Source organism: Streptomyces mangrovisoli, assembly GCF_000974985.2.
GTDB lineage: Bacteria > Actinomycetota > Actinomycetes > Streptomycetales > Streptomycetaceae > Streptomyces > Streptomyces mangrovisoli.
Genome location: NZ_LAVA02000061.1, coordinates 1 through 25,813 on the forward strand (window position 1 = coordinate 1; position 25,813 = coordinate 25,813).

General features: G+C 70.9%; 24 protein-coding genes. 10 read left to right on the forward strand and 14 right to left on the reverse strand.

The window, feature by feature from the left end:
- Window positions 1-105: 105 nt before the first annotated feature.
- Window positions 106-1,572 carry an MFS transporter gene (locus WN71_RS24645; RefSeq protein WP_046584088.1) on the forward strand — a complete coding sequence of 489 codons (1,467 nt, stop codon included), beginning with the start codon at window positions 106-108 and terminating at the stop codon, window positions 1,570-1,572.
- Window positions 1,573-1,606: 34 nt separating this feature from the next.
- On the opposite strand, the gene WN71_RS24650 is transcribed toward WN71_RS24645, so the two are convergent.
- The 3 genes from WN71_RS24650 to WN71_RS24660 all read right to left on the reverse strand — a co-directional run bounded on the left by WN71_RS24650 (window position 1,607) and on the right by WN71_RS24660 (window position 3,065).
- Window positions 1,607-1,909 carry a hypothetical protein gene (locus tag WN71_RS24650; RefSeq protein WP_046584089.1) on the reverse strand — a complete coding sequence of 101 codons (303 nt, stop codon included), beginning with the start codon at window positions 1,907-1,909 and terminating at the stop codon, window positions 1,607-1,609.
- Between the two features lie 112 nt (window positions 1,910-2,021).
- Window positions 2,022-2,219 carry a DUF397 domain-containing protein gene (locus WN71_RS24655; RefSeq protein ID WP_046584090.1) on the reverse strand — a complete coding sequence of 66 codons (198 nt, stop codon included), beginning with the start codon at window positions 2,217-2,219 and terminating at the stop codon, window positions 2,022-2,024.
- Window positions 2,220-3,065 (reverse strand): helix-turn-helix domain-containing protein, encoded by an 846-nt coding sequence (locus tag WN71_RS24660; protein ID WP_046584091.1) that lies wholly within the window; start codon window positions 3,063-3,065, stop codon window positions 2,220-2,222.
- Between the two features lie 217 nt (window positions 3,066-3,282).
- Here WN71_RS24660 and WN71_RS24665 point away from each other — a divergent pair, with 217 nt between their 5' ends.
- Entirely contained in the window at window positions 3,283-3,912 is a 630-nt protein-coding gene (locus WN71_RS24665; protein WP_046584092.1) for an ATP-binding protein, read from the forward strand.
- On the opposite strand, the gene WN71_RS24670 is transcribed toward WN71_RS24665, so the two are convergent.
- Entirely contained in the window at window positions 3,909-4,643 is a 735-nt protein-coding gene (locus WN71_RS24670; RefSeq protein WP_046584093.1) for an HNH endonuclease, read from the reverse strand. The genes WN71_RS24665 and WN71_RS24670 overlap by 4 nt on opposite strands.
- 174 nt (window positions 4,644-4,817) lie before the next feature.
- Here WN71_RS24670 and WN71_RS24675 point away from each other — a divergent pair, with 174 nt between their 5' ends.
- Complete coding sequence (locus WN71_RS24675; RefSeq protein WP_046584094.1) at window positions 4,818-5,951, forward strand: DNA cytosine methyltransferase; 1,134 nt, start codon at window positions 4,818-4,820, stop codon at window positions 5,949-5,951.
- A 79-nt stretch (window positions 5,952-6,030) separates the two neighbouring features.
- Here WN71_RS24675 and WN71_RS24680 read toward each other — a convergent pair whose 3' ends face one another.
- The 6 genes from WN71_RS24680 to WN71_RS24705 form a co-directional block, all read right to left on the reverse strand.
- Window positions 6,031-6,549: a very short patch repair endonuclease gene (locus tag WN71_RS24680; protein WP_046584095.1), complete on the reverse strand. Its 519-nt coding sequence runs from the start codon at window positions 6,547-6,549 to the stop codon at window positions 6,031-6,033.
- Window positions 6,550-6,708: 159 nt separating this feature from the next.
- A complete protein-coding gene (locus WN71_RS24685; RefSeq protein ID WP_046584096.1) occupies window positions 6,709-7,749 on the reverse strand; it encodes a NaeI family type II restriction endonuclease in 1,041 nt (346 codons plus the stop codon).
- 71 nt (window positions 7,750-7,820) lie between these two features.
- A complete protein-coding gene (locus WN71_RS24690; RefSeq protein WP_046584131.1) occupies window positions 7,821-10,733 on the reverse strand; it encodes a Z1 domain-containing protein in 2,913 nt (970 codons plus the stop codon).
- A 162-nt stretch (window positions 10,734-10,895) separates the two neighbouring features.
- Window positions 10,896-12,476, reverse strand: a complete 1,581-nt coding sequence (locus WN71_RS24695) for an ATP-binding protein (protein ID WP_046584132.1) — start codon at window positions 12,474-12,476, stop codon at window positions 10,896-10,898.
- Window positions 12,477-12,653: 177 nt separating this feature from the next.
- The gene (locus WN71_RS24700; RefSeq protein WP_046584097.1) at window positions 12,654-13,673 is read right to left on the reverse strand and encodes an SEC-C domain-containing protein; all 1,020 of its coding nucleotides are present in this window, start codon (window positions 13,671-13,673) and stop codon (window positions 12,654-12,656) included.
- A gap of 211 nt (window positions 13,674-13,884) precedes the next feature.
- Window positions 13,885-15,360: a glycoside hydrolase gene (locus WN71_RS24705; RefSeq protein WP_046584098.1), complete on the reverse strand. Its 1,476-nt coding sequence runs from the start codon at window positions 15,358-15,360 to the stop codon at window positions 13,885-13,887.
- A gap of 194 nt (window positions 15,361-15,554) precedes the next feature.
- Between WN71_RS24705 and WN71_RS24710 the strand changes: the two genes are divergently transcribed.
- Entirely contained in the window at window positions 15,555-16,169 is a 615-nt protein-coding gene (locus WN71_RS24710) for a maltokinase N-terminal cap-like domain-containing protein (RefSeq protein WP_046584099.1), read from the forward strand.
- A gap of 111 nt (window positions 16,170-16,280) precedes the next feature.
- On the forward strand, window positions 16,281-17,084 hold the full coding sequence (locus WN71_RS24715) for a class E sortase (protein ID WP_046584100.1): 804 nt from the start codon (window positions 16,281-16,283) through the stop codon (window positions 17,082-17,084).
- A 124-nt stretch (window positions 17,085-17,208) separates the two neighbouring features.
- Here WN71_RS24715 and WN71_RS24720 read toward each other — a convergent pair whose 3' ends face one another.
- Complete coding sequence (locus WN71_RS24720) at window positions 17,209-18,633, reverse strand: MFS transporter (RefSeq protein ID WP_046584101.1); 1,425 nt, start codon at window positions 18,631-18,633, stop codon at window positions 17,209-17,211.
- A 67-nt stretch (window positions 18,634-18,700) separates the two neighbouring features.
- On the opposite strand from WN71_RS24720, the gene WN71_RS24725 reads away from it, so the two are divergent.
- The 4 genes from WN71_RS24725 to WN71_RS24740 all read left to right on the forward strand — a co-directional run bounded on the left by WN71_RS24725 (window position 18,701) and on the right by WN71_RS24740 (window position 21,636).
- Complete coding sequence (locus WN71_RS24725) at window positions 18,701-19,228, forward strand: winged helix-turn-helix transcriptional regulator (protein ID WP_046584102.1); 528 nt, start codon at window positions 18,701-18,703, stop codon at window positions 19,226-19,228.
- A 113-nt stretch (window positions 19,229-19,341) separates the two neighbouring features.
- Window positions 19,342-19,680, forward strand: coding sequence for a DUF6412 domain-containing protein (locus WN71_RS24730; protein WP_420856526.1), 339 nt, complete (start codon window positions 19,342-19,344; stop codon window positions 19,678-19,680).
- Window positions 19,681-19,808: 128 nt separating this feature from the next.
- Window positions 19,809-20,519: a membrane protein insertase YidC gene (gene yidC, locus WN71_RS24735; RefSeq protein ID WP_046584103.1), complete on the forward strand. Its 711-nt coding sequence runs from the start codon at window positions 19,809-19,811 to the stop codon at window positions 20,517-20,519.
- 229 nt (window positions 20,520-20,748) lie between these two features.
- Window positions 20,749-21,636 (forward strand): fumarylacetoacetate hydrolase family protein, encoded by an 888-nt coding sequence (locus tag WN71_RS24740; RefSeq protein WP_046584104.1) that lies wholly within the window; start codon window positions 20,749-20,751, stop codon window positions 21,634-21,636.
- 116 nt (window positions 21,637-21,752) lie between these two features.
- Here the strand turns inward: WN71_RS24740 and WN71_RS24745 are convergent, their stop codons facing one another.
- The 3 genes from WN71_RS24745 to WN71_RS24755 all read right to left on the reverse strand — a co-directional run bounded on the left by WN71_RS24745 (window position 21,753) and on the right by WN71_RS24755 (window position 24,385).
- Window positions 21,753-22,652 (reverse strand): LLM class F420-dependent oxidoreductase, encoded by a 900-nt coding sequence (locus WN71_RS24745; RefSeq protein ID WP_046584105.1) that lies wholly within the window; start codon window positions 22,650-22,652, stop codon window positions 21,753-21,755.
- A 62-nt stretch (window positions 22,653-22,714) separates the two neighbouring features.
- The gene (locus WN71_RS24750; RefSeq protein WP_046584106.1) at window positions 22,715-23,236 is read right to left on the reverse strand and encodes a heme-degrading domain-containing protein; all 522 of its coding nucleotides are present in this window, start codon (window positions 23,234-23,236) and stop codon (window positions 22,715-22,717) included.
- A gap of 72 nt (window positions 23,237-23,308) precedes the next feature.
- On the reverse strand, window positions 23,309-24,385 hold the full coding sequence (locus WN71_RS24755) for a Gfo/Idh/MocA family oxidoreductase (protein ID WP_046584107.1): 1,077 nt from the start codon (window positions 24,383-24,385) through the stop codon (window positions 23,309-23,311).
- Here WN71_RS24755 and WN71_RS24760 point away from each other — a divergent pair.
- Entirely contained in the window at window positions 24,384-25,685 is a 1,302-nt protein-coding gene (locus WN71_RS24760) for an ROK family transcriptional regulator (protein WP_079178081.1), read from the forward strand. The two genes, WN71_RS24755 and WN71_RS24760, sit on opposite strands and share 2 nt — an antisense overlap.
- Window positions 25,686-25,813: the final 128 nt, after the last annotated feature.

The window sequence follows — 25,813 nt, forward strand, 5'->3', positions numbered from 1 at the left end:
GTGGTGGTGGGGGCGTGGCTGTCGGCCGGGGTGTGCGGTGGTGGGTGCGTAGATCCGCCGCGGGCGGGCACCCGGGGGGCGTCTCGCTCGACGAGGAGGGAGCCCATGACCACCACAGCGCAGGCCGCGAGCGGCCGTACCGTCACCACGAACATCCCCGCCCGCCTGGACCGGCTGCCGTGGTCACGCTGGCACTGGACGATCGTCATCGGCCTGGGCACGGTGTGGATCCTCGACGGCCTGGAGGTCACGGTCGTCGGGAACATCGCCAGCCGCCTCTCGGAGCCCGGCAGCGGGCTGCCGATCAGCTCCGGCCAGATCACCGGCATCGCGGCCGCCCTCTACGTGGCCGGTGCCTGCGTGGGCGCCCTGTTCTGGGGCCGGCTGACCGACACATGGGGCCGTAAGCGCCTCTTCATGATCACGCTGGCGGTCTACCTCGCCGCGACCGCGCTCACCGCCGTGTCCTTCTCTCCCTGGTGGTTCTTCACCTTCCGCTTCCTGACGGGATTCGGCATCGGCGGCGAGTACGCGGCGATCAACTCCGCGATCGACGAGCTGATCCCCGCGAAGTTCCGCGGCCGGGTGGACCTGATCATCAACGGCAGCTTCTGGCTGGGCGCGGTGGGCGGTTCGCTGCTGTCGATCGTCGCGCTGAACACGAACATCTTCCCGGCGGACGTCGGCTGGCGCCTGACGTTCGCGCTGGGCGCGGTACTGGCGTCGGTCATCCTTCTCGTACGACGCCATGTCCCCGAGAGCCCGCGGTGGCTGCTGATCCACGGCAGGGACCGGGAGGCGGAGGAGATCGTCACGTCGATCGAGGAGAAGGTCGAGTCGGAGACGGGCGAGCAACTGGCGCGCCCCGAGGGCGAGATCACCATCCGCCAGCGTGGCGGAGTGAGCTTCGCGGAGATCGCCCGGACACTGTTCTCGGACTACCGCAAGCGCTCGGTCCTCGGCTTCTCGCTCTTCATCGGCCAGGCGTTCCTGTACAACGCGATCACGTTCGGCTTCGGCGCGATCCTGACGACGTTCTTCGACGTCCCGAGCGGCAACACCGGCTACTACTTCGCGGTCATCGCGGTCGGTAACTTCTGCGGCCCGCTGCTGCTGGGCAAGCTGTTCGACACGGTGGGCCGCCGGGTGATGATCTCCGGCACGTATCTCCTGTCCGGCCTGCTCCTGTTCGGTACGGCGTGGTTGTTCGACCGGGGCTCGCTGAACGCGACGACGATGACGGCGTGCTGGTGCGCGGTGCTGTTCTTCGCGTCGGCGGGCGCGTCCAGTGCGTACCTGACGGTCTCGGAGATCTTCCCGATGGAGACGCGGGCGATGTCGATCGCCTTCTTCTACGCCCTCGGCACGGCCGCCGGCGGCATCAGCGGCCCCCTGCTCTTCGCGGACCTCACCAGCACGGGAAAGGTCGCCGACACGGTCCTCGCCTTCTCGATCGGCGCGTCCCTGATGTGCGCGGCGGGCCTGGTGGCGGCGTTCCTTGCGGTCAAGGCCGAACGCCGCTCCCTGGAGGACATCGCCCGCCCGCTGACGGCGGCGGAGGCCGGCGGTTGAGCCCGGCACCACCCAACGGTCGCGGGCCGGCCCCTCACCCCTCCCGGTCCGCCACCACCCACGAGGCGAGGGCGACGGCCCCGGCGACCCCGAACACGGCGGGCCAGGCCCCGACCTTCTTGGCCAGCGGATGCGACCCGGCGAAGGCGGCGACGTACCCGGCGGTCAGCACTCCGGCGGCCACGCCCCCGGCGTCCTGCGCCCACTGCCGCGCGGCAGCCACCCCGGCCGCGGCCAGCACGGCCCCACCGAGCGGCCGCTTCCTGGTCCACCGGGCGACGCCGTATCCACCTACGAGCCCACCGGCGGCGATCACGGAACTGGGGACCTTGGCCATGTCTGCCTCCTTTTGCCTGGGGTTCGAGGCTAACGTGCCTCTCCGAGGCGGCGAGCGTGGGTGCCGGCCCCGGGGCGAGCAGGCGGGACAGAGGGCCCGGCCTGGGCAGCCACTACTTCACCGAGCGGGCCAGAAACGTGGCCCAGGCTTCAGACGACACCGCGATGCGCGCGCCCCGGGCCTTCTTGGAGTCCCGTATCAGCACCCCCGCCTCTACGACTGCCGCTTCCAGGCACTCGGTTGTGTTGCCGCCGCTGTAGGACGACTTGAACCAGACGGTCCGGGGGAGTGGATGACGGCCGACGGGCATTCAGAGCTCCTTGCGTGCTTGCTGGATCATGGCGGAGGACGCCTCCATGTCCAACGCTTGTGCGCGCAGGTACTCGAACGCAAGCCTGTACCGCTTCAGTTCCTCATCCTTCTCAAGGAAGAGGGAGCCCGTGTGGAAGTCGACGTACACCACGTCGAGGGCTGGCTCGGTACCGCCGATGATGACGAAGCTGCCCAGGGCGGCGGCATGAGCCCCCTTGGAGAACGGCAACACCTGGAGGGTGATGTGAGGAGACTCGTTGGCGCTCAGCAGCCGGTCGAGCTGTTCCCTCATGATCTGCGGTGAGCCGACGACCCGGCGGATGACGGATTCGTCGAGGATCGCCCACAGGCGAAGCGGCCCAGGCCGGCTCAAGATGTCCTGGCGCTTCATGCGGATGTCGACCAGGCGCTCGATCTCCTCAGCCGCCAGGGGCAGTTCGTTGGCCCTTTGGAGGGCCGTGCTGTAGGCGCGGGTCTGCATCAGGCCGGGCACGTACATGCAGGAGAAGTGGCCCTCACTGACTGCCTCGTCCTCAAGCGTGAGCAGCAGATTCATGCTTTCCGGGATGGAGTCGGCAACGGAACTCCACCAGCCTTGCTGTTTCGCGTCCTTCGCCAGTCCGACAACGGCGTTGCGCTCGGCCTCAGTTGCCTCGTACTCCCGGCACAGGGCATCGACGACAATCCACTTGACCGGTCCCGCCTGGGTCTCGTAGCGGCTGACCGTGGCCTTCGAGACCCCGACGAGCTGCCCGGCCTCCTCAAGCGTCAGCCCGGCACGAGATCGCAACTTGCGCATCATGGAGCCCAGTTGGCGACGGCGGGTTGTGGTTCGTTCGGGCATTCGGCTCCTCCGCCATGTGCCGGGCGATGTCCCGGAGACGGACCTCAGGCTAGGGACCGGGGAAGCCGCCCCACTACCGAATTCACTCTAAGGATTCTCGTGAGAAGTTACACAGAGAGATTTCTCTGTGCCATGCTCGCTCGCAGACCGCTACGCAGTGCAGTCGTACGGATACGGCAGGCGCAGCATGTGCGTGGCCCGGGAGGGAGGAGCGGCTATGTCTGGCCGCGAGATCACCGGACCCCTTCTCCGCCGTGAGCTGCCTTTCGAGGCGGTGCCGGCGGAAGTCCGCCTGCTGCGCAGAGCGGTGGTCAGGCAGCTGACCCGCTGGGGGGCGCCGGTCGCCCTCGATGAGGCGGAGCTGCTGGTCACGGAGCTGGCCACGAACGTCGTCAAGCACGTCGGCGAGGGTGCGTCGGCGTCGCTGGTCATCGAATGGCGGGGTGAGCGGCTGCGGCTTGAGGTCCATGACGAAAGCCGCGTGCTCCCCTCGCTCAGAGATCCGCACTGCGGCGAGGAGTGCGGCCGGGGTTTGCACCTGCTGGCGACGGTTGCCGCAGCCTGGGGCATCGCTCTGACGGCGGCCGGCAAGGCCGTCTGGTGCGAGGTGGCACTCTACGGAGGTCCCGCCTGCCTGCGGATCGAGCGAGCCGTCGAGGCGCTTGAGGGGTATCGCGGACCCGGCCGGGTCATGGACGGGGGCACCGGCAAAGGTGTCGGCCTCGAGGAGTCGGCCGTGGAGCTGATCGCGGACCTGCTCCACTGGACCGCTGCTCGCGGCCTGGACCCGGACGATGTCCTCGACCGGGCGCAGATGCACTACGAGGCTGAAGTGGGCGCGGCCTAGTGGGGCGGCATTTCATCGGGCTTTGGCATCTGCCTCCGAAGGTCGGCAGGAGTGCGCCAGGATTCTCCGAGGAAGCTCCTGTGGCACATGCGATGGCAGTTCGCGCACAGCAGGGCAAGATCCTCGATCCGGGTGTCCGTCACGCCCGATATGTGGAGAGGCAGCCTGTGGTGGACCTCGATGTACCCGTCCCCCAGCCCGCCGTAGGCGGCGGTGAAGTCGAACGCGCACACCTCACAGTGGAGGGTTCCGCCCTCGGCCAGGACTGCCCGGATCTTCCGGTCGCGCAGGGGTTTGTTTCGCTCGCGGTGGAGGGCCCAGCGCCTGAGGAGCCGCCCCTCGCGCGCCCCGTCCGCCTCGCCTTCCTGGGCGGGTATGCCAATCGTCTCGGCGGACGCCAAACCCGCGCGCAGAGCCCGGGCGGCGGCCAGCATCTCGTCGGGACGGTCTGTGAAGTCGGCCACCACTTCGTTGGTCAGCCGACCGCCCTTCATCGGGGCCCCGCCGTATTCGGCTCTGGCTGTCACGATGTTGCCCGTCTTCAGGCTCACGCTGCCAGGGGAGCGGAACTTCGGATCGGCCGCCGCGCCATCGTGCAGCGGGAGCCGCCTGAGGAGCCGGGACAGGTCCTGCACCTGCTGGTCGGCCGTCCGGAGCTCGTGCCATCCGTTCTCGGCAACGAGCGCGCAAGCCAGCAGCAGTTCGTCACGCGTCCAGTCGATTCTCGCCACGTCGGTATCGTACGGGCATTCGAAATTGTCGGACCGGTGGTGACCGAGGTGAGACAGAGGATGCCGCACACTGGTGTGTGCCGCCGTGTCGAGACGCAATGTCAGTGGGTCGTGTCACCCTCTGTGATGGCTGCCGTATGAGGCGTCACTGGTATACGTGCAAGAGGAGGGGCCATGGCCGGGACTGACCGGGGCTACACGTCGATCGAGATTTGTGCTGGTGCCGGCGGGCAGGCGATCGGCCTGCACGAGGCCGGTTTCCGGCACCTCGCCCTCATTGAAATCGACAAGTACGCGGCAGCTACCTTGGACGAGAACATCAAGGTGCACCCGAAGTGGGACTGGGAACGTGACAACTGTGATGTCCTCTGCCAGGACGTGACGGAATTCGACCCTGCGCGTGACCTGGTGAGGAGCGCCGGTTTCTACAAGCGGGGTGAGGTCGACTTGCTTGCCGGAGGCGTTCCCTGCCCGCCCTTCTCTCACGCGGGCAAGCAGCTCGGCGAGGACGATGAGCGTGACCTCTTCCCGCGCATCCTGGAGCTGGCCGAACTCATCCGCCCTCGCGCTGTGATGATCGAGAACGTTCGCGGCCTCATGGACCCCAAGTTCCACGACTACAGGTCGCGGATCCGAGCGAGCCTTGAGGGGATGAAGCCTGACGAGGACGGGCGCCCGGGCTACGAAGTCGTGGGGTGGGACGTCTACGAAGCCGCACAGTTCGGGGTTCCGCAGCTCCGGCCGCGCTCCATCCTCGTCGCCTTCCGGCAAGACGTGCTCAAGGATCTGAAGTACGAGGCTCCGACGCCCATTGCCAAGACAGCCACTGTGCTGGGCAAGCTTCAGAAGACAATGGAGGAGCGCGTTGCCGTGTTCAAGGGCACTCTTCGGGAAGACGAGGCCAATCGTGTTCTCGAGAAATGGATGGAAAAAGCTGCCACTGGGACCGTAGCTCCGACGCTCGTGGGCGGCTCCAAGAAGCATGGAGGTGCTGACCTCGGTCCCAGCCGTGCCAAGAAGGCATGGTCGGACCTAGGCGTCTCGGGTCTTGGCGTGGCCAACGCGCCGGTGGACGGCAAGCCGACCGGCACCGAGGATCGCGATCTGTTCCGTGCGGGGGGGCCCATGCTCACGGTTCGCCAGGCGGCGATCATCCAGGGATTCCCGATGTACTGGGAGTTCACTGGAGGCAAGACGGCCCAGTACCGGCAGGTCGGCAACGCGTTCCCTCCGCCGGTGGCGAGGGCAATCGGCGAATCGATCATGGACGTGCTCAAGGCGGATCGCGACCGCGCTGTCGGCCAGTAATTGAGGGTGGCTGACAGCGGAAGCGTATTGCCCCGCTGCCAGCCGCCCTTTCATGGAGGTCGGCTGTCCAGGTGCGACCTCAAGACGGCATTTCGTCAATAGAGGCGCCCGCCTTGCCCGCGGTCGGTACCGGGCGCCTTGAAATCACCGCCTGGCAGATCGCCTTACTGGATTCCTCCGCCGATTCGTGCTCCCAGAAGCGAAGGACGAGCCAGCCGGCTGCCCGCAGGCGTTCGTCCGTGTCGCGGTCACGGGTGACGTTCCGGGTCACTTTGTCCGACCAGTAGCCGGGATTGGTCTTGGGGGAGACGTAATGCTCGGGGCAGCCATGCCAGTAGCACCCGTCAATGAAGACGGCGACTTTGGCGGGCCGGAACACCATGTCGGCCGTACGGCGCAGGTCCGAGAGCGGCCGGGCCGCCACGCGGTACCGCAGTCCCTGGGCGTGCACCAGCCGGCGGACTAGCCGCTCCGGTGTAGTGTCCCGGCTCCGGATCGCCTGCATATTGCGCCGGCGTGCTGCTGACGAAGCCCAGGAGCCCTCAGGTGGCACCCAGGCGGTTTCCGACGGATCTGGTTCTGAGCTGGGAGTTGTCATGTGCGGTGGCCCACCAGTCGCAAATGATGATCGCAAATGGCCTGCTTCGTGACGGCTGTATCCGACCTGATCAGGATGCTATCCGCTCTCAGCGCCGGCCGACCGCTGTCGCTCCTGCCAACTTGATTCTAGCTGCACTCACGCATGGCCTTAAATGGTTTAAATTAGGTCATAATTTGTTAGGTGAGGCGTAGGAGCCTGCTCCTTAGTCGGCAATTTAGGTGCTGTCTCCCACGGGTCGGAAGGACTTGCGATGGTCCACAATTCTCCCTCGATCTCTGCGACCCTGGAGCTGTCATCGCCAGGCTGGGCGCGGCGGACTCGGTGGGCAACAAACTCCCCATTCCGTGGCACTTCTCCACCCAGCTCTTCTGCGATTTTCTGGTGCAGTCTGCTCTGGCCTAGAATAATGATGCCATCCGGGCGGAGCTTGGTCCGTGCCCGATTCTTGCTGCTTTTGTCTTCCCGTACGCGGGCCATGTAGTCGCGCTGCTTACCCAGAGTGCGTATGACCTCGCGGTCAATTGCCACATTGTGGATGCGGCTGAAGAGTGCGTTGACTCTTGCCTGTCCGGAATCCACCCTTCCCCCAGGAGGGTTCAAGATAGAGGCGCGCACGTCGGCGGGGAGATGCAGGAGCAAGTTCTCCCTCAGGGGTTTGTCGTGCCAAAGCCATCTGACAAGCCCGTGATGCTCCCGTGTGAGACGGAACTTGCCGTCACGGTTCCCCTTCTTGGTCATTCCCTCGGACATGGTGAGCGCAGAACGGTCGGCCCGGAGCAGGCCGGCACCCCAAAGGCTTTGATGGTCGTCAGCCCATACCACCAGGCAGACTTCACCCAGAGCTTCCGGAGGGATCATCCAGCCGTAGCGCTTCTGGGAGAACTTGCAGTCCACCTCCACGCCTTCGATCAGGTAGTCCATGTGGATGGTGCTGTCCTCTGCATGGGAGGCGAACTTGAACTCCCGCTGAAGGTTGATCTCCACGAGAGTTCCAGCATGAGTCTTCTCGGTCTTGTGCAAGTCGCGCCAGTCGAACCGTCCGGTGTGCTCTCCGTCCAGGAGCTGGTCGATGGTCTCTCGTAGGACTCTGCCGAAGACGGCTCCGTCCGGGTCCAGTTGGAGTAGGTGACGGTGCACTTTCTCCAGCTCGGGGTCTTCGTTGTCGGCTGATGTGATGTCGTAGTCGAACAGCGTCACAGAATCCCCAGATCTTCAGTGTCCGTAATCGGCCATGATGAGTGATTCGCTGCGTGCAGAGTCCTCGAGCCTCAGTCCGTGCTGACGATAACCGCGTCCGGGCGACTGGAGTCCTTGGTCCGGAAACGTACGAGCTGCTTCTTCGTGTCGATGGCTGCCTTCGGCGGAATCACGGTGAACGCCATGATGACCCGGTCAGCGGCCGCGGCGCCCGTGGCGGCGACGGCCTTCAGCTCGTCGTCCTGTACCGCCTCCACGACGGGATACAGGAGAACCACACCCCGAGTCGCTCCGAGTACCGGGAAGGTGTCCCCGGGGGAAGCTGAATCCGGCCGGCTGATCAACTGCTGCGCGTACAGGCGGTGTTCCAGGCCCGAGATACGGCCGAAGGACACCTTGCCGGCCTGGCGGCTTCGGCGGAACAGGGAGAAGGGGCCTTGGCCCAGCACGGTGGCTTCGATCCGGCTGCGCTGCGTGCGCTGCGGGGCGATGACCAGCCAGTCGTCGACCTTGGCGAGGCGGCCGTCGAGCTGGGAGAGGTAGGCCAGGTGCGGGGCGAGCACGTTGCCGTCCTCCCACTCCAGCGAGCCGAGGACGGAAAGCAGCTCGGCGTGCGGGACCACCGTGGTGGCTGCCTGGAAGCTGCGGGACAGCGGTGACGTGTCGTCCGGTCGCAGCAGACAGGCTGTCGGGGCTCCCTGGAGAGCCGCCAGCACGGCCTTCCAGCGCTCTGTGTTCCGCGCCGTCATCTTCGAGTCCACCGGGTATGCCGCCGGTTCGATCGGTGTCCCCGGCGACCGCACCTCCACCAGTTCCGCGTTGAACATCTTGTTCCTGGCCGACGGCTTCACCCAGGGCAGGTGTTGGGCCACCAGGGGTGGGATCTGGGCGGGGGTGACCTGGGGGTGGCCGTCCACCAGGGGGGCGTAGCGGGAGAGTTCGGCGCGGAAGAGTTCCTCGTCGCGGCAGATCGCCTCGAAGGCCTCGTACAGGTCGACCGTCTTGGCGTTGCGGCCGCGGCCGAGGGGCTCCTCGCGGCCGATGTAGAGGCGGACCAGGTCCCGGTAGCCGGGGCGGAAGCCGAACCAGCGGCCCATCTGCATGAGGGTGTCCGCCTGCTGGGTCGTGCGGCGGTAGTACGTGATCGTCAGGCCCTCGACCGTGAAGCCACGGGACAGCTTGGTGCCGCCGACCAGGATCTTCCAGACCCTCGGGGTGCGGTCGAAGTCCAGGTCGGGCTGGGCGTAGTCGCGTTCGCTCTCGCCGTTGACGACCATGACGGGGCCGCCGCCCTGGTTGATCAGGCGGCGGGACTCGGAGACGTACGGCTTGACGTCCGCGTACGTCGCCGGGGCGGGCAGGGTGTCGTCCGCGTGGGCCCGGAAGTCCCGGTCGAGGAGGGCTGCCAGGCGGGCGTGGCCGTCCGGGCCCGTGTACGCGGCGTTGCGCCACATCGTCTCGATGCGCTGGGCGAGGGCCGCGTGCTCGGCCATGCGGACCGACTCGTGCACGAGCATCGTGTGGTGGCGGAAGGGGCCGGAGGGCAGGCCCTGGTCCTCGCGGTAGAGCTTCAGGGCGCCGGTCAGGACGAACGCGTCCAAGGCCTCCTGCAGGCGGTCGCCCGTGCTGTCATAGATGCCCCGGACATGCGTCTTCTCGGCCTCGCCCTCGCCGCCCTCGAAGCCGTCCAGGTCGTGGAAGTCCTGTACGCCCATGTAGCCGGTGGGGCGGGGCAGCGAGATCAGGAAGTCGCGCGGGAACAGGTCCTCCTCGTCGCCCGGGTCGATGAACACGTTGGCGAAGGGGGTCGCCGTGTAGCCGATGTACTGGGCGCGCGGCAGGAGCCCCAGGAGCTTGCTGATCTGGCCGTTGATCGCGGTGCGGGTGACCTTGCCGTCCTCCCACTTCTTCGGGTCGGTCGTGTTCACCGAGGCCTGGTCCGACTCGTCGTCGATGATCAGGGCCGGGATCTCGCCGAGGATCGGGCCGATCTTCTTGAGGTCGGTGACCAGCTTCTCCAGTACCGACTTGTTCTTCTTGACGACCATGATCCGGGCGCGCGCGGCGTGCAGGTTCGCCGGCTCGTACAGCGGGCGGGTGCGGTCCGGCTTCTCGAACTCCAGGGCGCTGATGCCGCGTTCCAGCGCCATGTAGTCACGGTCGCGGGAGGTCAGCCGCTCGATGTCGAAGGCCCCGAGCAGGGAGGGGCGGGCGCCGAAGGAGACGAACTTGGCGGGCCAGTCCTCGTCGTCCTGGTAGTCGATGCCGACCAGGGCGTCCGGGTCGGCCGGGTCGGCGGCGCCCAGGATGTTCTCCTGGCCGATCAGTTCCATGTCGAGCCGGCGCTGGGTCTGGCCGCGCAGCAGGTTCAGGGTGCCGCCCAGCACGATGACCAGGCGGTAGCCCGCGTCGATGGCCTTGGCGGTGACGCCGGTGAAGTTGGCGGTCTTGCCGGACTGGACGTATCCGACGACCAGGCCTCGGGCGCCGTACGGGGTGTCGCGGGTGGGGTCGGCGAGCCGCTCGACGACCGCGTGGGCGGCCTCGTCCAGGCCGGAGACCGCCGCGTCGCTCCATCCCTTGCGGCGCAGCAGCCGTTCGTACGACGTCCAGTAGAAGGAGCGGTTCGCCGCCCCTTCCCTCGTGTACCAGGGCTCGAACTCGCGGCTGATCGTGACGGGGCCCGCCTCCTCGTGTACGGGGACCGCCGAGTCGAGCGCCTTGCGCAGGTCCGCGCCGAACGCGAGCCGGTCGTGGATCTCGGCGCGGCGCTCCTTGGTGCGGGGCGCGGTGGCCGACCACGCGGGGGCCTGTTCGAAGTCCCATGCCGTGAGCCTGCGGCGCCACAGGGTGACCAGTTCGTCGCCGGGATCCGCGGTCAGCAGGCGGTCGCGGAAGAGGGTCGTGTCCTCGTCCGCCGGGTCGTCGGCGTCGGAGAGCGCGAAGGCGAGCTTGGCGAAGTGCCTGGGGCCGCGCCGGCTCATCGCGTCGAGGACCTCGCCGTGCAGGTCGGTGAGGTGGTCGGCGGGAGAGGCGGCGGAGGCGGCGGCGGTGTTCTCGGCGGTCACGGTGGCGGGGCGGCCTTTCTGCAAAGACGTGGAGGGCGGCGCGGGCGGGAGGGCGGAGAGCCTCGGCGGGAGGGCGGCCTAGTCGTCGGCGCGGTCGAGTTCGGCCCGCACCGCGGTGACGAGAACGCTGTTCCACAGGGCGACCTTGTCGGTCTGGTTGGCCCAGACGCGTTCCTTCTGGAAGATCTCGTTGAGCATCAGGTAGAGGAGGCTCTTGAGGACGGGGGCGTCGTTGGAGCCTCCGCGCCGGCCGCCGTTGAAGGCGTGCCGGTAGTCCTTGTTGAGGACGACCCGGCGTTCCTTGTGGTCGATGGTGAAGAGCAGCTCGGCGGGGTCGACCCCGGCGGGCACGTCGAGCCTTGCCCAGGAGAAGGCGATGGGGTCGTGCCCGTCGAGCTGCGGCAGCTCGTCCCGCAGGGTCCGCTTCAGCTTCGGGTCGATGCCCTTGCCGGGCGGGATGACGGCCGTGCGCTTGACCTCCGTGCGCCGCTTGGCGGCGTCGCGGTACGTCGTCTCCGCCTCGCGGACGTACTCGGTGAAGGTGTGGCCGTCGGCCGGGTCCGCCGCCTGCTCCAGTCCCCGGGCGAACGCCGGGGTGACCTGGACGCCGTCCTTCTTGACGGTCAGGGAGAACACGTCGTTGGGCTCGGGCGGCAGGTCGACCGCTATCCGGGCGAGGGCGAGGTGGCCCTCCGCGCTGCGGGTGTCGTTCCAGCCGCCGGCCTGCACGAGCCGGTCGTTGCGGTAGAGGTAGAAGCCCTGCCGCTCGGCGAGCGGACCGATGCCGCGGTAGGCGACGAGCGGCGACTTGGGCGGCCAGATGTGGGCGGTGAGTCCGACGTCCCCGACGCCTTCCACGGGCGCGGTGTAGGTGCGGGGATAGCCGGGGCGGCCCGGGATGCGGTAGCCGAACGGGTCGATGGGTTCCACGCCCCGGTGGTCCAGCTCCTCCCGGGTGTGCACGTCCTCGACGACGATGTCGATGTGGAAGCCCTCGCGCGCGAGGAACCGGTGGAGGTGCAGACCCAGGTGGGTCTCCAGCCGTTCGATCGCGTCGTCGAGATAGCGGTCGGTCTGGCCGGCGGTGATGGTGTCGAACGTCCGGACCTGGTCCCAGCGCACGATCGTGCCGTGCCAGCCGATGATCCCGTCGTAGCGGTCGACCAGGCTCTGGCAGTACGCCGCGTCGACGATGTCGCAGGTGAAGTCGGTCTGCGCGCGGGCGGTGAGCCAGCGGCGGCCCGCCGACGGGCTCCGCTTGGTGCGGCTGATCACGGTGAGCGCGTCGGCGTGGGAGAGTGAGGCGGCCTTCAGCCCGGCACCGAAGTGGCCGAGGGCGCCCGGCGCGTAGGTCTCGCGCCCGCCGACGGTCATCGCCGTGTCCAGGCCCGCCTCGTCCATGCCCTGGCCGTCGTCGATGACGAGCAGCCCGACGAGGCGGTCCCGGCCGCCGCGGTCACCGGTGTCCCGCAGGAAGCTCACGACCACGCTGCGGGCGCCCGCGTCGATCGAGTTGTCGACCAGGTCGGCGATGGCCGCCTCGAAGCCGTATCCCTGGTGTGCCAGCGACTCGAACGACCTGGCCGTCGGGCGGAGCTGCTTGCTCCCGGTCGTGGGTACATCGAACTGCCAGTCGGCGGAGGGCTGGTAGGGCGGCATCTGGGCGTGTACCTCGCGGGCCGGGACATGCCCGGCGGATTCGGGCATGCCAGTTCAACTGGACCCGTGCGACGTTAGCGTGAACGAGTTGTGAAGGAGTAGTGGGGTCGGGAACGGAAGCGAGGGAAATTCCAGGACGTGCTTCATGAGAGGGGCGGAAGGCGTGCCGCCCCCGTTTCACGCCTCCTGGAGACCGTGGCAGTCCTGGTAGTGCCGCCCGCTCTCGCACCAGCACTCCTCCCCCCGCTGCGGCGGCCACGCCACCGCACGCCCCCGGGCCGCCAGCGTCGTCGCGTACTGCGGCAGCAGGGAGACGTCGCTCGGGGACGAGCTCTCCGAGGCCGCGAAGGCCTCGTAGGAGGGGGCCGTGCCGGTCACGATGCCCACGTTCGCCGTGCCGGAGGCGGTGAGTTCGCGCAGGGAGGCCTCTATCGTCGCCAGGTGCTCCTGGTGGGAGGGGTACTCGGCGGAGAGGGTGGGGTACGCCGTCAGGAGTTCGGCGAGTTCGTCGGACGGCCAGTGCAGGATCGCCACCGGGAACGGGCGGGACAGCGCCTCGCGGTACACGCCCAGTTCGGCGCGGAGGCGGCTGATCTCCGCCTCCAGCTCCGCCGGGTTGTCCGAGCCCAGCGACCAGATCCGCTTGGGGTCGTGGAGTTCGTCCAGCGACACCGCCGAGGAGTGCAGGGTGTCCGCCAGCAGGTCCCACTCGTCGTGCGTCGCGCCCAGCATCCGGCGGACCCGGTGGCGGCCGAAGAGCAGGGGCAGGGTGGCGTAGGGGGGCTCCGGGACGTCGGTCAGGAGGAGGGTCACGGCCGCCGTGAACGTCTTCTGCGCCGACTCCAGTTCGTCGTGCGCCTCCAGTGCCTCCGCCACGATCACCCAGGGCGCCGGGTCCCGCGGCGCGGTCTCGCGGATGCCGTCGATGATCGCCCGGGCCTCCGCCTCATGGCCGTACTCCCACAGGTTCGACGCCTTCAGGGCGCGCACCAGATGGGGGTTCTCCAAGGCGGCGGGGGTCGACAGCAGGCGGTCGTAGAGAGCCGTCGCGGCGGGGCGGTCGCCGGCCAGTTCCAGGTGGGCCGCGGCCTGCAGCAGCAGGGCCTCGGCGTCCGCGGGATACAGGCCGGCGGTCCGCTCCAGGCGTGCCGCTTCGGCGGTGTGGTCGACGTTCTCGGCAGGCGTGTCGGGGCGCATGGGGGACACCGTACTGCGGCCCGCCGACAAAGGTGAGGTAGTGGCAGGCCAGAGGCCCCGGGCAGCCACCCGCGGCGGCCCGCCCGGCCACCAGCGGCGCCCCGCTGGGCCGGTAGGCGCCAAGCCCGGCTGACAGGCGCCCCGCCCGGCCGGTAGGCGCCGCGCCCGCTCGGCCGGTAGGCGCCGCGCCGCGAGGGTGCCCCCGCGCCCGCTACACCGTCACCCCGTCCACCTGGAGCGTCTGCACCGCGCCCGCCGCGAACGGCACGCTCAGCGACTTGCCGCTCAGATACGTGTCGGAGTGCGCGGTGTAGAGGTCGCCGCCGCCTCCCGTCACGGTGTTCCAGCGCGGCACCAGGCCGTTCGTGCCGCCCGTCACCGTCGTGAACCTCGACAGGTCGAAGGTGAGCGTCTGCGCGGACGAGCCCGTGTTCGCCGCCACGATCACCAGGCGCTTCGCCGACTTGTCCAGGGCCGCCGCCGCATAGCTCACCCCCGTGTCGACGATCGTCATCCCGGCCCTGATGTGCCTGCTGAACTGCGCCATCACGTAGTACTTCGTCTGGACCGCCCCCGGCTGGAGCGTGCTCTGGTCGTACGCGATCATCGCCCAGCCCGACGAGGGGTCCATCACCTGCCAGTAGACCCAGGCCGTCGGGTGCAGCCAGCGGAAGTCGTAGAGCAGATTGCCCGCCAGGGTCAGGCCGGTCGAATCCGCGTCGCCCGTCTCCGAGTTCCACAGCGCCTTGCCCGCCGTCGTCACGACGTCCGTGTAGAGCAGGTCCCGGCGGCCGCCCGAGCCCTGGTAGCCGTGGACGTTGACCCGGTCGACGTACCCCTTCGTCGTCGAGCTGAACGAACCCCACGTGGTGCGGGCCAGGTCGTAGCTGGTCTCGTCGGACGCCGAGATCTTCGTCGCGGTCAGCCCGCGCAGATTCAACTCGCTGCGCAGATACGGCAGTACGGCGGACTGGACGGTCGCGTCGATATGGCAGCCCTCCTGCGTGCCGGTCGCCGTCCACCAGCTCGACGACGGCTCGTTGAAGGCCTCCACCGTCGCGAAGTTCACCCCCCAGTTGGACTTCGCGTACAGCGCCACCGCCGCCAGATGGGAGGCGTGCTGACGGTAGTTCCACGACTGGAGGTTGTTGCCGCCGTCCGCCGCGCCGGACGGGTTGTGGTTGTAACACATCCACCACATCGGGGAGTTGGCGAACAGCTCGGCGGTCGCGCCGCGCGACACCGCCTTCGTCAGCATCGCCCGCTGGGTCGCGTCCGCCGTCCACTTCCACGCCGAGGACGTGGCGTCCTCGTTGTTCCAGTCCTGCCAGTACCCCTCGATCTGCTTGAACGCCGGGATGTTGGCGGAGGCCACCATGGTCTCGCCGTTCACGCTGTTCCAGCTGCACGCGCCGAGGTTGTAGCGCGCGATGTTCAGCCCGAGCCCCGGCAGCGAGGTGCCGTTGTACGTCGTCGACTTGGTGGTGAAGAAGATGTCCGCGAAGTCGTCCCGGGCGCCGAAGACGTTCGCCCACCAGGCCAGGGAGGTGCCCCAGCCTTCCCATGTGCCGTACGTCGTCGAAGGGTTGACGGCGATCATCGCGTCGGCGCGGGCGGTGCCCGTCGCCAGGGTGCTGCCCAGCAGGGTGCCGCCCGCGGCGGCCAGCAGTGCTCTGCGTCGGATCATGGCTGTTCTGCCTCTCCGTGCGGCTCAACCGCCGGTTTCGGCACCGGCGTTCGACTGTGCCCCTCCCGCGTGCCACGAGGAAGCATGGCTGGGGCGTGTGGGGTTGTCGAGAGGTGTGACAGCGCTTTCCCGTCTTTCCTCCAACGGTTATCAGAAGGGGGAGGGGAAGCGGCCGCCGATCTAGGATCGAGGGCATGGCGATCATCCATCACACCACCCTGAGCCCGACCAAGCTGGAGCTCCTCGCCGAGTGGCTGCCGGGCCGGCCCTGGTACGCCGGCGGGGACCGCGCGCCCGAGCTGTCCAAGGCCGGCGGCTTCCGGCTCGACGACCCGGACGGGGAGGTCGGCATCGAGTTCATGGTCGCCGTCGACGCCTCCGGCGCGCTGCCGGTCTCCTACCTCGTGCCGCTCACCTACCGGGGCGCGCCCCTCGACGGGGCGGAGTCCGCCCTCGTCGGCACGATGGAGCACGGCGTCCTCGGCAAGCGCTGGGCCTACGACGGCACCCACGACCCCGTGCTGCTCGCCCAGCTGCACGCGCTGTTCGCGGGGCGCGCCGTGCCGCAGATGCAGTCCGTGACGGACACCCCGGATCCGTCCGTCGCCGTCGAGTCCGCCCCGGGTGCGGCGGACGCCCCCACCGGTCCGGCCGCCGAGCCGCGGTCCGCGTTGCACTTCAACCGGGTGCTCGAACCCTCCGCTCCGGCTCCCGACGGGGCCCTCGGCCAGGTCGTCGCGGGCTGGACCCTGCCGGACGGCACCGAGCAGCGGGCGGTCCTCCTGGCGCTGCTGCCCACGGTGCCGTAGGGCTCGTAGGCGTCGTAGACCTTGCGGGCGTCGTAGGCAAAACGTCCGTGTGTCTGGTGAGTTGAACCCCGAGGGCTTATCTTCCGTGCCGGCCCGGAGGGAGGCGTACGCGTGCGGGTTCCCGTCGTGCGCAACAGTGACCGGCGCCGCCGTGCGCTGCGCCGCCGTGTGCTCTGGAGCGGCGGCGAACTCCTCGTCACGGCGGGCGTGTTGCTGATGCTGCTCGTGCTGCACGAACTGTGGTGGACCAACCTGGAGGCGAAGGCGGGCGCCGCCCGCAAGGCCGACGCGCTGGAGCGGGAGTGGGGGGACGGGGCAGGCGCGGGGGCCGGGGGCGGCTCCACGGCGTCCGGGGGCGACGGCTCCACGGGGAACACCGGCGCGTCCGGCAGCGGTGGCACGTCGTCGTCGGGCGCGAAGGCCACCGGGTCCGGATCCGGGGCGGGGTCCGCCCGGCCCGCCCGTTCCCAGGCCTACGCCGTCATCGTGATCCCCGCGCTCGGTCTGCGCGCCCCCGTCGCCGAGGGGGTCGGCAAGCACGACGTGCTCGACAAGGGCTATGTCGGGCACTATCCGGGCACGCAACAGCCGGGCGAGAAGGGCAACTTCGCGGTCGCGGGGCATCGCAACACGCACGGCGAGCCGTTCCGGTATCTCAACCGGCTGCGGGTCGCCGACGTCGTGAAGATCGAGACCGCGTCGGCGACGTACACGTACACCGTCGATCAGATCCTGCCGCGGACCTCGGCCCACGACTCCGGGGTGATCCGGTCCGTGCCGCGTTCGACGGTTCATCCGAAGTACGGGTACAGCGCCCCCGGCCGCTACCTCACCCTCACCACCTGCACCCCGGAGTTCACCTCCCGCTACCGCCTGGTGGTCTGGGGCACGCTCACCTCGACGCGACCCCGATGACCACGGTTGCGATGACCGCGACCGCGACCGCCATGACCGCGACCGCGATCACGACCCCGATCACGAATCCGATCACGACCCCGATCACGACTCCGATCATGGCTGTGGCTACAGCCGCGGCCTCTCACCTCGACGCCGCCACCCCCACGGCGCCCAGCGCCGCCAGGCCCGCCGACACCGCCATCGCGACATCGGCGCCGTGCGCGAGCCCGGACGCCCCGCCGCCCGCCGAGGTGGCGACGGCGATCGTCAGCGCGACGCCCGCGCAGGAGCCGATGTAGCGGAACGTCTGCTGGGCGCCCGAGCCCATCGCCGCCCGCTGCGCGGGCACGGACTCCACGGCCAGCAGTGGCAGCGCGGCGTTCAGCAGGCCGCTGCCGGTGCCGCTGATCAGCAGTCCGGGCAGCAGCCGGGGCCAGGAGCCGGCGTCCAGCGCGCCGAGCATGGTCAGCACGCCCACCGCGTGCAGGGCGAAGCCGAGGGACAGCTGCAGCCGGGGGGTGACGCGGCCCGCGAGCCGCTTCGCCTGGAGCGCCACGGTGAACGACAGGCCCGACCAGAGCAGGAACAGCCACGCGGTGTCCATCGCGGTCAGGCCGAGGGTCCCCTGGAGCAGCGCGGGCAGGTAGCTGAAGAGGCCGATCACCGCGAGGCCCGTGAACAGGCCGCCCGCCGAGGACGCCAGGAAGCGCGGGCTGCGGAAGAGGGAGAGGTCGATCATCGGGGTGCCCGTGCGGCGTTCGATCACCGTGAAGACGGCCAGCAGGGCGAGGGTCGTGCCGAGCAGCAGCCCCACCGGGGTCCGCAGCCAGCCGTCCCGGCCCAGGGTCAGCGCCGCCACCAGCGCGACCAGGGCGAGGCCGAAGGCGGCCGCCCCGGCGAGGTCGGGCCGCCCGCCGCGCGGGGCCCGGGACTCGGTGAGCGCGCGGGTGCCGAGCGCGGCGACCACGAGCGCGGCCGCGCCGAGGACGCCGTAGGCCACGCGCCAGTCGGGCATCGCCCCGGCGACCAGCGGTCCCACCGCGATGCCGCCGCTGACGAACGCGCCCCAGACGCCGGTCGCGTGCAGTCGTCCGCGCGCGGTGGGGAAGGCCGCCACGATCAGGCCGAGCCCGCTGGCGAGCAGGGCGGCGCTGGCCGCGCCCTGGGCGATCCGGGTCAGGGTGAACTGCCAGGTCGACGTGGTCAGCGCGCTCAGCGCGGTGGTGATGCCGAGGGCCAGCGTGCCGCCGAGGAAGATCCGGCGGCGGCCGTGGTCGTCGGCGAGGCTGCCCGCGACCAGCAGCAGCGCGGCGAGGCCGAGCGGGGTGCCGTTGATCAGCCAGGCCTGGGCGGAGAGCGGGGTGTGCAGGTCGGCGGCGGTCTGCGGGAGCGTGACCATCGGGGCGGTGTACGTCATCAGGGCCACGGCGGTCGCCGCGCTGGTGACGGCGAGGGTGGCGCGGGGGCGGACGGCCGCCTCGGCGCCGGTACGGGGGCCGGGGGCCTCGGGCCGGGGGGCCTGTGGCTCGGCGACCCGAGCTTGAGTTCGTTCAATGAACCTAGGCATGACCTCACCGTAACACTGTCGGTTCGGTCACTGAACCTTCAGGTCGAAAAGTGGCTACAGTGGGTGCATGGCACTGGGCAAGGACTACGCGACGCAGGAGTGTTCGATCGCCCGGGCGCTGGAGGTCGTCGGGGAGCGGTGGACGCTGCTCGTCGTCCGCGACGCCCTGTACGGCGTCCGGCGCTACAACGACTTCCTCGTCCACCTCGGGATCCCGCGGGCCGTCCTGGCCGCCCGCCTCCAGACCCTGACCGCGGAGGGGATCCTGCACAAGCGCCGGTACCAGCAGTCGCCGCCCCGGGACGAGTACGTCGTCACCGACCGCGGCATCGCGCTGTGGCCGACGCTGCGCTCGCTCGGCCTGTGGGGCCGCGAACACTTCGGCGAGGTCCAGCTGCGCTACTTCCGGCACGTCACCTGCGGTACCGAACTCGGGCCGTACGGCGAGTGTCCCGCCTGCCGGAGTGTCGTGCCCGTCGCGGACGTCCTCGTCGAACCGGGTCCGGGACTCGACCCCGACCCGGCGGACCCGGTCAGCCGCGCCCTGCTCAAGCCCAAGCTGCTGCTCGAACCGCTGGTGATCGAGTCCGCCTGACGGAACTCCGGGCGGCCGACCGGCGTCTACGGCAGTGGGTACCGGCGCACACGGAAGGGGGGCGGCCCGTGATCCACGGCCTTGCGCGTCTGATCCGCGGCCCTGCGCGTCTGATCCGCGGCCCTGCGCGTCCGCGTTCCGCGTGGGTGCCGCCGCGCCCGCCGCGGCTGCTGCCCCTTCTCCCCTTCGTGCTGCTCCAGTTGGCGCTGCTCGACACCGGCGGACTCCCGCTCGCCCTCGCGCTCGCCGCGACCGCGGCGGCCGGTGCCGCGCTCGCGGCCTGCGCGCTGCTCGCCTCGCGCCGCGCGCCCGCCGGGCCGGCCACCCGGGTCCGTACGGCCATCCGTGACCGGGCCCGTCGTACGGCGTTCCTGCCGCAGCGCGACCCCGACGCCTCCGGGCGGCCGCGGCCCAGGGCGCCCGGACACGCCCTCCGGACGACCGCCGCGTAGGGCGCGCGCCCCATCACGCGTACGGCACGCAGCCGTAGCGCACCGACGCCCGCCGCACGCGGGGTCGTCACGCCGTGGATCCGTCATCCCTGACCCGTCTCCCGGCACGACCCCCGGAGGGCTCACCCATGTCCGTTCTCGCCACCCTGGTCGAGCAACTCGCCGACCTGCTCCAGCCGTTGTTCCACGCCTGCGCCGCGGCCGCCGCGGTCGTCCTGTGCACCGCGCTCGTACGGCTCCTCGTCCATCCCCTGTCCCGGGCGGCCGCTCGCGGCGCCAAGGCCACCGCCGCACTCCGGCCGCAGGTCGCCGCACTGCGCGAGCGGCACGCGAAGAACCCCGAGAAGCTGCGCGAGGCGGTGCTGGAGCTGTACACCCGGGAGAAGGTCTCCCCGCTCTCGGGCTTCCTGCCGACGCTGCTCCAACTGCCCGCGTTCTTCCTGCTCTACCACCTGTTCTCCACCCGGCGGGTCGGCGGCGGGAGCAACGGGCTGCTCGAACACCACCTGTTCGCGGCGCCGTTGGGCGGCCGGTGGGCCGACGCGCTGGCGCACGGCGGGCTGTTCGGGCCGACCGGGCTGGTCTATCTCTGCCTGTTCGCCGTCGTCGCGGCCGTCGCCGCGTGGAACGTCGTACGCGCCCGGCGGCTGACCGCGGCGCTCGGACAGGCGCCGGCCGGGGGCGATGCGCTGCCCGGCCTCGGCGCGGTCACCAAGGCCCTGCCGTTCCTGTCCTTCGTCACGCTGGCCACCGTGGCGGTGGTGCCGCTCGCCGCCGCGCTGTACGTGGTGACCAGTACGACGTGGAGCGCGGTGGAACGGGTGGTGCTCCAACGCTGAGCCGCTGAGCCGCTGAGCCGCTGAGCCGGTGGGTCGGTGGGTCGGTGGGTCGCCGTGGCGTTGCGCCGCCGTATGTCACGGTCTCGGTCGCGGTCCAGTACGTGAACGGGGTGTTGCGGAGTGGACGCGACCCTTGGAGGATCGACCAAGTCCTCCGATGGCCGCGTCCGCCGCACCGCCGTCGCGCTCATCGGCCGGGCGCCCGCGATCATCGAGGGAGATGGGGAACATGAAGCTGCTGCGTGTCGGTACGGCCGGATCGGAGCGGCCCGCGCTGCTCGACGCCGAGGGAACGCTGCGGGATCTGTCCGGCCTCGTGGACGACATCGACGGGGCGCTGCTCGCCGACCCGGCCGCCCTGGACCGGGTGCGGGCCGCGGCCGCCGCCGGAGGGCTGCCGGTGCTGGCGGCGGCCGGCGCGGAGGTGTCCGCGACGGACGCGGCCGGGCTGCGGGTCGGACCGCCGCTGGCCCGGATCGGCAAGATCGTGTGCATCGGGCTGAACTACCACGACCACGCCCGCGAGACCGGGGCCGAGCCGCCCGCCGAGCCGGTGATCTTCTTCAAGGCGCCGGACACGGTCGTCGGGCCGTACGACACCGTGCTCGTGCCGCGTGGCTCCACCAAGACGGACTGGGAGGTGGAGCTCGCGGTCGTCATCGGGCGCACCGCGCGCTACCTCGGCTCGGCGCGGGAGGCGCTCGGCCACGTCGCCGGGTACACGGTCGCGCACGACGTGTCCGAGCGGGAGTTCCAGATCGAGCGGGGCGGGACCTGGGACAAGGGCAAGAACTGCGAGACGTTCAACCCGCTGGGACCGTGGCTGGTCACGGCGGACGAGGTCCCCGACCCCCAGGCGCTGCCGCTGCGGCTGTGGGTCAACGGCGAGCTGAAGCAGGACGGGAACACCGCCGAGCAGATCTTCCCGGTGGGTGAAGTCGTGCGCTACGTCAGCCAGTTCATGACGCTGTACCCCGGCGACGTGATCAACACCGGCACGCCCGCCGGGGTCGCGATGGGGCACCCCGAGCCGAAGCCGTATCTGCGGGCGGGCGATGTCGTGGAGCTGGAGATCGAGGGGCTGGGGCGGCAGCGGCAGTTGCTCAAGGACGCGTAGGCGCTCCGCTTGGGGGCGGGGAACGAGGTGCGGGCGATCGCGGCGGATCGTGTCGCTGCGGGCCGGTGGGGCTTGTTCGCGCAGTTCCCCGCGCCCCTTTCGGGGGGCGCTTCTGCTCAGGTCAGTAGTTCTGCGAGGCGGCGCCAGGAGTCTCGCTGGAGGCCGTCGCGCGGGGTGCCGTCGACGAGTTGGAGGGCCACGTGGTCCGCGCCCGCCTCGTGGAAGGCGTCGATGCGGGCGCGGATCCGGTCGTCCGTGCCCCACGCGTACAGCGCGTCGACCAGCCGGTCGCTGCCGCCGTCCGCGAGGTCGTCCTCGGTGAAGCCGAGGCGCAGGAAGCTGTTGGTGTAGTTGGCCAGGTCCAGGTAGGGGGCGAGACTCTCCCGGGCCAGCGTGCGGGCACGGGCCGGGTCGGCCTCCGGGACCACCTTGAACTCCGGTGCGAGCAGCGGGCCTTCGCCGAGGATCTCGCGGGCCTCGGCGGTGTGCTCGGGGGTGACGAGATACGGCACCACACCTCCGGCCCGGTCCCGGCCGAGCTCGAGGGTGCGCGGGCCGAGCGCGGCCAGCACCCGGCGCCCGGCGGGCACCCCGGCCGCGTCCAGGGCGTCGAGGTACCCGGCCAGGGCGGAGTACGGGCGGCGGTACTGCTCGGCGAGCTTGGCGTGGCTCACGCCGAGGCCCAGCACGAACCGGCCCGGGTGCGCGGACTCCACCTCGGCGAAGGCCGCCGCGCTGTCCTCGGCGTCGTACTGCCAGATGCTCTGGATGCTGGTGCCGACGGTGAGGTGCGAGGTGGCCGCGAGCAGCGGGGCCGCGTGCCGGGCCGCGCTGCTGCCGCCGAGCCATACGGCGCCGTAGCCGAGCTCCTCCAACTCGGCTGCCGCCTCGGCGAGTTCGCCGAGGCGGGCCGGGTCCTCCGAGCGCAGCCCGACGCTCCAGATGCCGTACCGGCCGACCTCCTTCGCCAGGAGGTGGTCGGTGCCGGCCGGTGTGCCTGCCGTGTCGTCGCTCATCGCGTGCGATCCCTCCGGATGCCGTGCGCCGATGGTCGTGTCTACGGCAGGTGCCAACCGGGTCAGCGGGCGAGGAATTCCTCCAGGGCCGCCACCACGAAGCGGTGGTCCTGGAGCTGCGGCAGCCCGGAGACCGTCACCGAGCCGATGACCCCGGCGCCCTCGACATGGATCGGGAAGGACCCGCCGTGGGCGGCGTACACGTCGGGGTCGAGGCGGGAGGAGTCCTCGAAGGTGGTGCCCTTGGCGCGGAAGCGGGCGCCGACCAGGTAGGAGGAGCTGCCGTAGCGCTCCACCACCCGGCGCTTGCGGGCGATCCACGCGTCGTTGTCCGGCGTGGAGCCGGGCAGGGCGGCGTGGAAGAGCTGCTGGCCCGCGCGGTGGATGTCGATGGCCACGGGGGCCTGGCTCTCCCGGGCCAGCTCCACCAGGCGGGAGCCGAGCGCCCAGGCGTCGTCGTGGTCGAACCGCGGGAGGACCAGGCGGCGCTCCTCGGCCTCCAGTTCCTCGACGGTCGGGGTCAGCTCCGGGGCGATGCGCGGGGTCTGCGCGGGGGAGGGGCGCGGGTGCTTGTGCTGGGTCATGGGGTCGGTCTCACCGTCCGGTCACGGGTGCGGGGGAGTGCGGGGGCGCGGGGCGCGGGGGCGCGGTCGCGGTCACAGGGTGACGGTCGTGCCGTCCTGGGCCGAGCGCCGGGCCGCCTCCAGCACGGCGAGCGTGTCGGCCGCCTCCAGCGCGGACACCGGGTTGGCGGCGCCCTCGGACAGCGCCTTCGCCACGGCGGCGTAGTAGGCGGGGTAGTCGCCGGGCAGGGTCGGCTCCGGGCGGCCGCCGCCGCTGAGCGGGGACTCGCCCGCGCCCACCCGGCCGTACAGCGCCTCGGGCTCCAGGCCCCACGCGCCGTCGCCGGGCCGCTTGCCGTCGCGCAGGTCCGCCTCCTGCGGGTCCAGGCCGTACTTCACGTAGCCGGCCTTCGAGCCCAGCACGCGGAAGCGCGGGCCGAGCTGGGGGGTGGTCGCGGAGGCGTACAGGTGGGAGCGGACGCCGTTCGCGTGGGTGAGGGCGACGAAGGTGTCGTCGTCCGTCCGGGCGTTGTCGCGCCGGACCACGGCCTCGGCGTAGACCTGGGTGACCGGGCCGAAGAGGACCAGCGCCTGGTCGACGAGGTGGCTGCCGAGGTCGTAGAGCAGACCGCCGATCTCGGCCGGGTCGCCGGACTCGCGCCAGCCGCCCTTGAGCTGCGGGCGCCAGCGCTCGAACCGCGACTCGAAGCGCCATACGTCGCCCAGCTCGCCGTCGGCCAGCAGCTTGCGCAGGGTGAGGAAGTCGTTGTCCCAGCGGCGGTTCTGGAAGACGGAGAGCAGCAGGCCCTGCTTGTCGGCCAGCTCCGCCAGCGCGCGGGCCTCGGCCGCGGTACCGGCGATGGGCTTGTCCACGACGACCGGCAGGCCCGCCTCCAGGGCGGCGGTGGCGAACGGGACGTGCGTGCGGTTGGGGGAGGCGATGACGACGAGGTCGAGTTCGTCCGCCCGGCCGAACAGCTCGTCGGCGGTCGCGGCCACGCGGACGTCGCCGAACTCGGCGCGGGCCTGCTCGCCGCGCTCGGGGTTCGAGGTGACCACGGTGTCGAGGACCAGGCCGTCGGTCGCGGCGATGAGGGGGGCGTGGAACACGGAGCCCGCGAGGCCGTAGCCGATGAGGCCCACGCGGAGGGGTGCGGTAGTCGTCGTCATGGATCCACTTTCGCAACACTGTTGCCAAAGTGCAAGCCGAGGGGACAATGGGGTGGTGAACGGTGATGCGGACGGTGATGCGGGCGTGGGCGTGGGCGTGGATGGCGGCGGCGATGTGAGTGCGGGTGGGCGAGGGGCGCGGGCGGTGAGCGGGGCCGGGGTGAACCTGCTGGGGCTGCGCAGTCACAACACCGCGCTCGTGCTCGACCTGCTGCGGGGTGCCGGGGCCGGGGGCATCAGCCGGCTCGAACTCGCCGAGCGCACGGGGCTGACCCCGCAGGCCGTCAGCAAGATCACCGGCCGGCTGCGGGAGGAGGGGCTGGCGGCGGAGGCCGGCCGTCGCGCCTCGACCGGCGGCAAGCCCCGCACGGTGCTGCGCCTGGTCCCCGAGGCCGGGCACGCGATCGGCGTGCACCTGGACCGCGACGAGCTGCGCGCGGTCCTGGTCGACCTGCGCGGCACGGTGGTGGCGGAGCGCCGTACGGAACTGGATCTCGGGGCGGGCGCGGACGCGGTGCTGACGTCGGTGGCGGCGGAGGTGGCGGCGCTGGTGACGGAGGTGGTGACGGAGGCGGCGGAGGCGGCGGAGGCGGCGGTGCTCACGGGTGGTGCTCCGGGGGGCGGCGACGCCGTGGCCCGCACCCTGCTCGGCGTGGGCGTGGCCCTGCCCGGCCCCCTGGACCACGCGCACGGCGTGCTGCACCGGGTGACCGGTTATCCCGAGTGGGACGGCTTCCCGTTGCGGGACGCGCTCGCCGCGCGGCTCGGCGTGCCGGTGGTCGTCGACAAGGACACCAACGCGGCGGCGCTCGGGCTCGCGCTCGGCGGCGCGGGCGGGTCCTTCGCCTACCTCCACGTCGGTACCGGTCTCGGCGCCGGGCTGGTGATCGGGGGCGGGGTGCACCGGGGCGCGCGGACCGGGGCGGGGGAGTTCGGGCACCAGGTCATCCAGCTCGACGGGCCGCCCTGCGGCTGCGGCGACCGCGGCTGTCTGGAGGCGCTGTGCCTGACCGCGGTGGCCCGCGGGGACCTGGCGGAGGCGGCGCGGGTGCTGGGCGCGGGAGCGGCGAACCTCGTCGGGCTGCTCGATATCGATCGGGTGCTGCTCGGCGGGCGTACGGTCGCGGGGGCGGCGGGGGCGTTCGTCTCGGGGGTCGCGACGGTGCTTGCTGCGCGGGCTCGGCGGGAGGGGGTTGCCGGGGGAGCGGTTCCCGTGGCGGTCGCGCCGGGTGGCGCCCGGGCCATTGCCGAGGGGGCGGCGCAGTTGGTTCTTGCGCCGGTGTTCGGCCGAGCGGGGTGACTGCCGTCGGCTCTGTGTGGGGCGGGGTTGCCGTGGGGGTGGTGGGGGCTGCCGCCCCCTGCGCCCCCGCTTCGGCCTGAACGGCCTCGTCCTCAAGCGCCGGACGGGCGGGGGGTGGGTGGCTGGGG

Excerpts from the sequence above, each read along its gene's own strand:
- WN71_RS24645 (WP_046584088.1), top strand. The coding sequence starts at position 106 with ATGACCACCACAGCGCAGGCCGCGAGCGGCCGTACCGTCACCACGAAC.
- WN71_RS24650 (WP_046584089.1), bottom strand. The coding sequence starts at position 1,909 with ATGGCCAAGGTCCCCAGTTCCGTGATCGCCGCCGGTGGGCTCGTAGGT.
- WN71_RS24655 (WP_046584090.1), bottom strand. The coding sequence starts at position 2,219 with ATGCCCGTCGGCCGTCATCCACTCCCCCGGACCGTCTGGTTCAAGTCG.
- WN71_RS24660 (WP_046584091.1), bottom strand. The coding sequence starts at position 3,065 with ATGCCCGAACGAACCACAACCCGCCGTCGCCAACTGGGCTCCATGATG.
- WN71_RS24665 (WP_046584092.1), top strand. The coding sequence starts at position 3,283 with ATGTCTGGCCGCGAGATCACCGGACCCCTTCTCCGCCGTGAGCTGCCT.
- WN71_RS24675 (WP_046584094.1), top strand. The coding sequence starts at position 4,818 with ATGGCCGGGACTGACCGGGGCTACACGTCGATCGAGATTTGTGCTGGT.
- WN71_RS24680 (WP_046584095.1), bottom strand. The coding sequence starts at position 6,549 with ATGACAACTCCCAGCTCAGAACCAGATCCGTCGGAAACCGCCTGGGTG.
- WN71_RS24690 (WP_046584131.1), bottom strand. The coding sequence starts at position 10,733 with ATGAGCCGGCGCGGCCCCAGGCACTTCGCCAAGCTCGCCTTCGCGCTC.
- WN71_RS24695 (WP_046584132.1), bottom strand. The coding sequence starts at position 12,476 with ATGCCGCCCTACCAGCCCTCCGCCGACTGGCAGTTCGATGTACCCACG.
- WN71_RS24700 (WP_046584097.1), bottom strand. The coding sequence starts at position 13,673 with ATGCGCCCCGACACGCCTGCCGAGAACGTCGACCACACCGCCGAAGCG.
- WN71_RS24705 (WP_046584098.1), bottom strand. The coding sequence starts at position 15,360 with ATGATCCGACGCAGAGCACTGCTGGCCGCCGCGGGCGGCACCCTGCTG.
- WN71_RS24710 (WP_046584099.1), top strand. The coding sequence starts at position 15,555 with ATGGCGATCATCCATCACACCACCCTGAGCCCGACCAAGCTGGAGCTC.
- WN71_RS24720 (WP_046584101.1), bottom strand. The coding sequence starts at position 18,633 with ATGCCTAGGTTCATTGAACGAACTCAAGCTCGGGTCGCCGAGCCACAG.
- WN71_RS24725 (WP_046584102.1), top strand. The coding sequence starts at position 18,701 with ATGGCACTGGGCAAGGACTACGCGACGCAGGAGTGTTCGATCGCCCGG.
- yidC (WP_046584103.1), top strand. The coding sequence starts at position 19,809 with ATGTCCGTTCTCGCCACCCTGGTCGAGCAACTCGCCGACCTGCTCCAG.
- WN71_RS24740 (WP_046584104.1), top strand. The coding sequence starts at position 20,749 with ATGAAGCTGCTGCGTGTCGGTACGGCCGGATCGGAGCGGCCCGCGCTG.
- WN71_RS24745 (WP_046584105.1), bottom strand. The coding sequence starts at position 22,652 with ATGAGCGACGACACGGCAGGCACACCGGCCGGCACCGACCACCTCCTG.
- WN71_RS24750 (WP_046584106.1), bottom strand. The coding sequence starts at position 23,236 with ATGACCCAGCACAAGCACCCGCGCCCCTCCCCCGCGCAGACCCCGCGC.
- WN71_RS24760 (WP_079178081.1), top strand. The coding sequence starts at position 24,384 with ATGGATCCACTTTCGCAACACTGTTGCCAAAGTGCAAGCCGAGGGGAC.
- WN71_RS24755 (WP_046584107.1), bottom strand. The coding sequence starts at position 24,385 with ATGACGACGACTACCGCACCCCTCCGCGTGGGCCTCATCGGCTACGGC.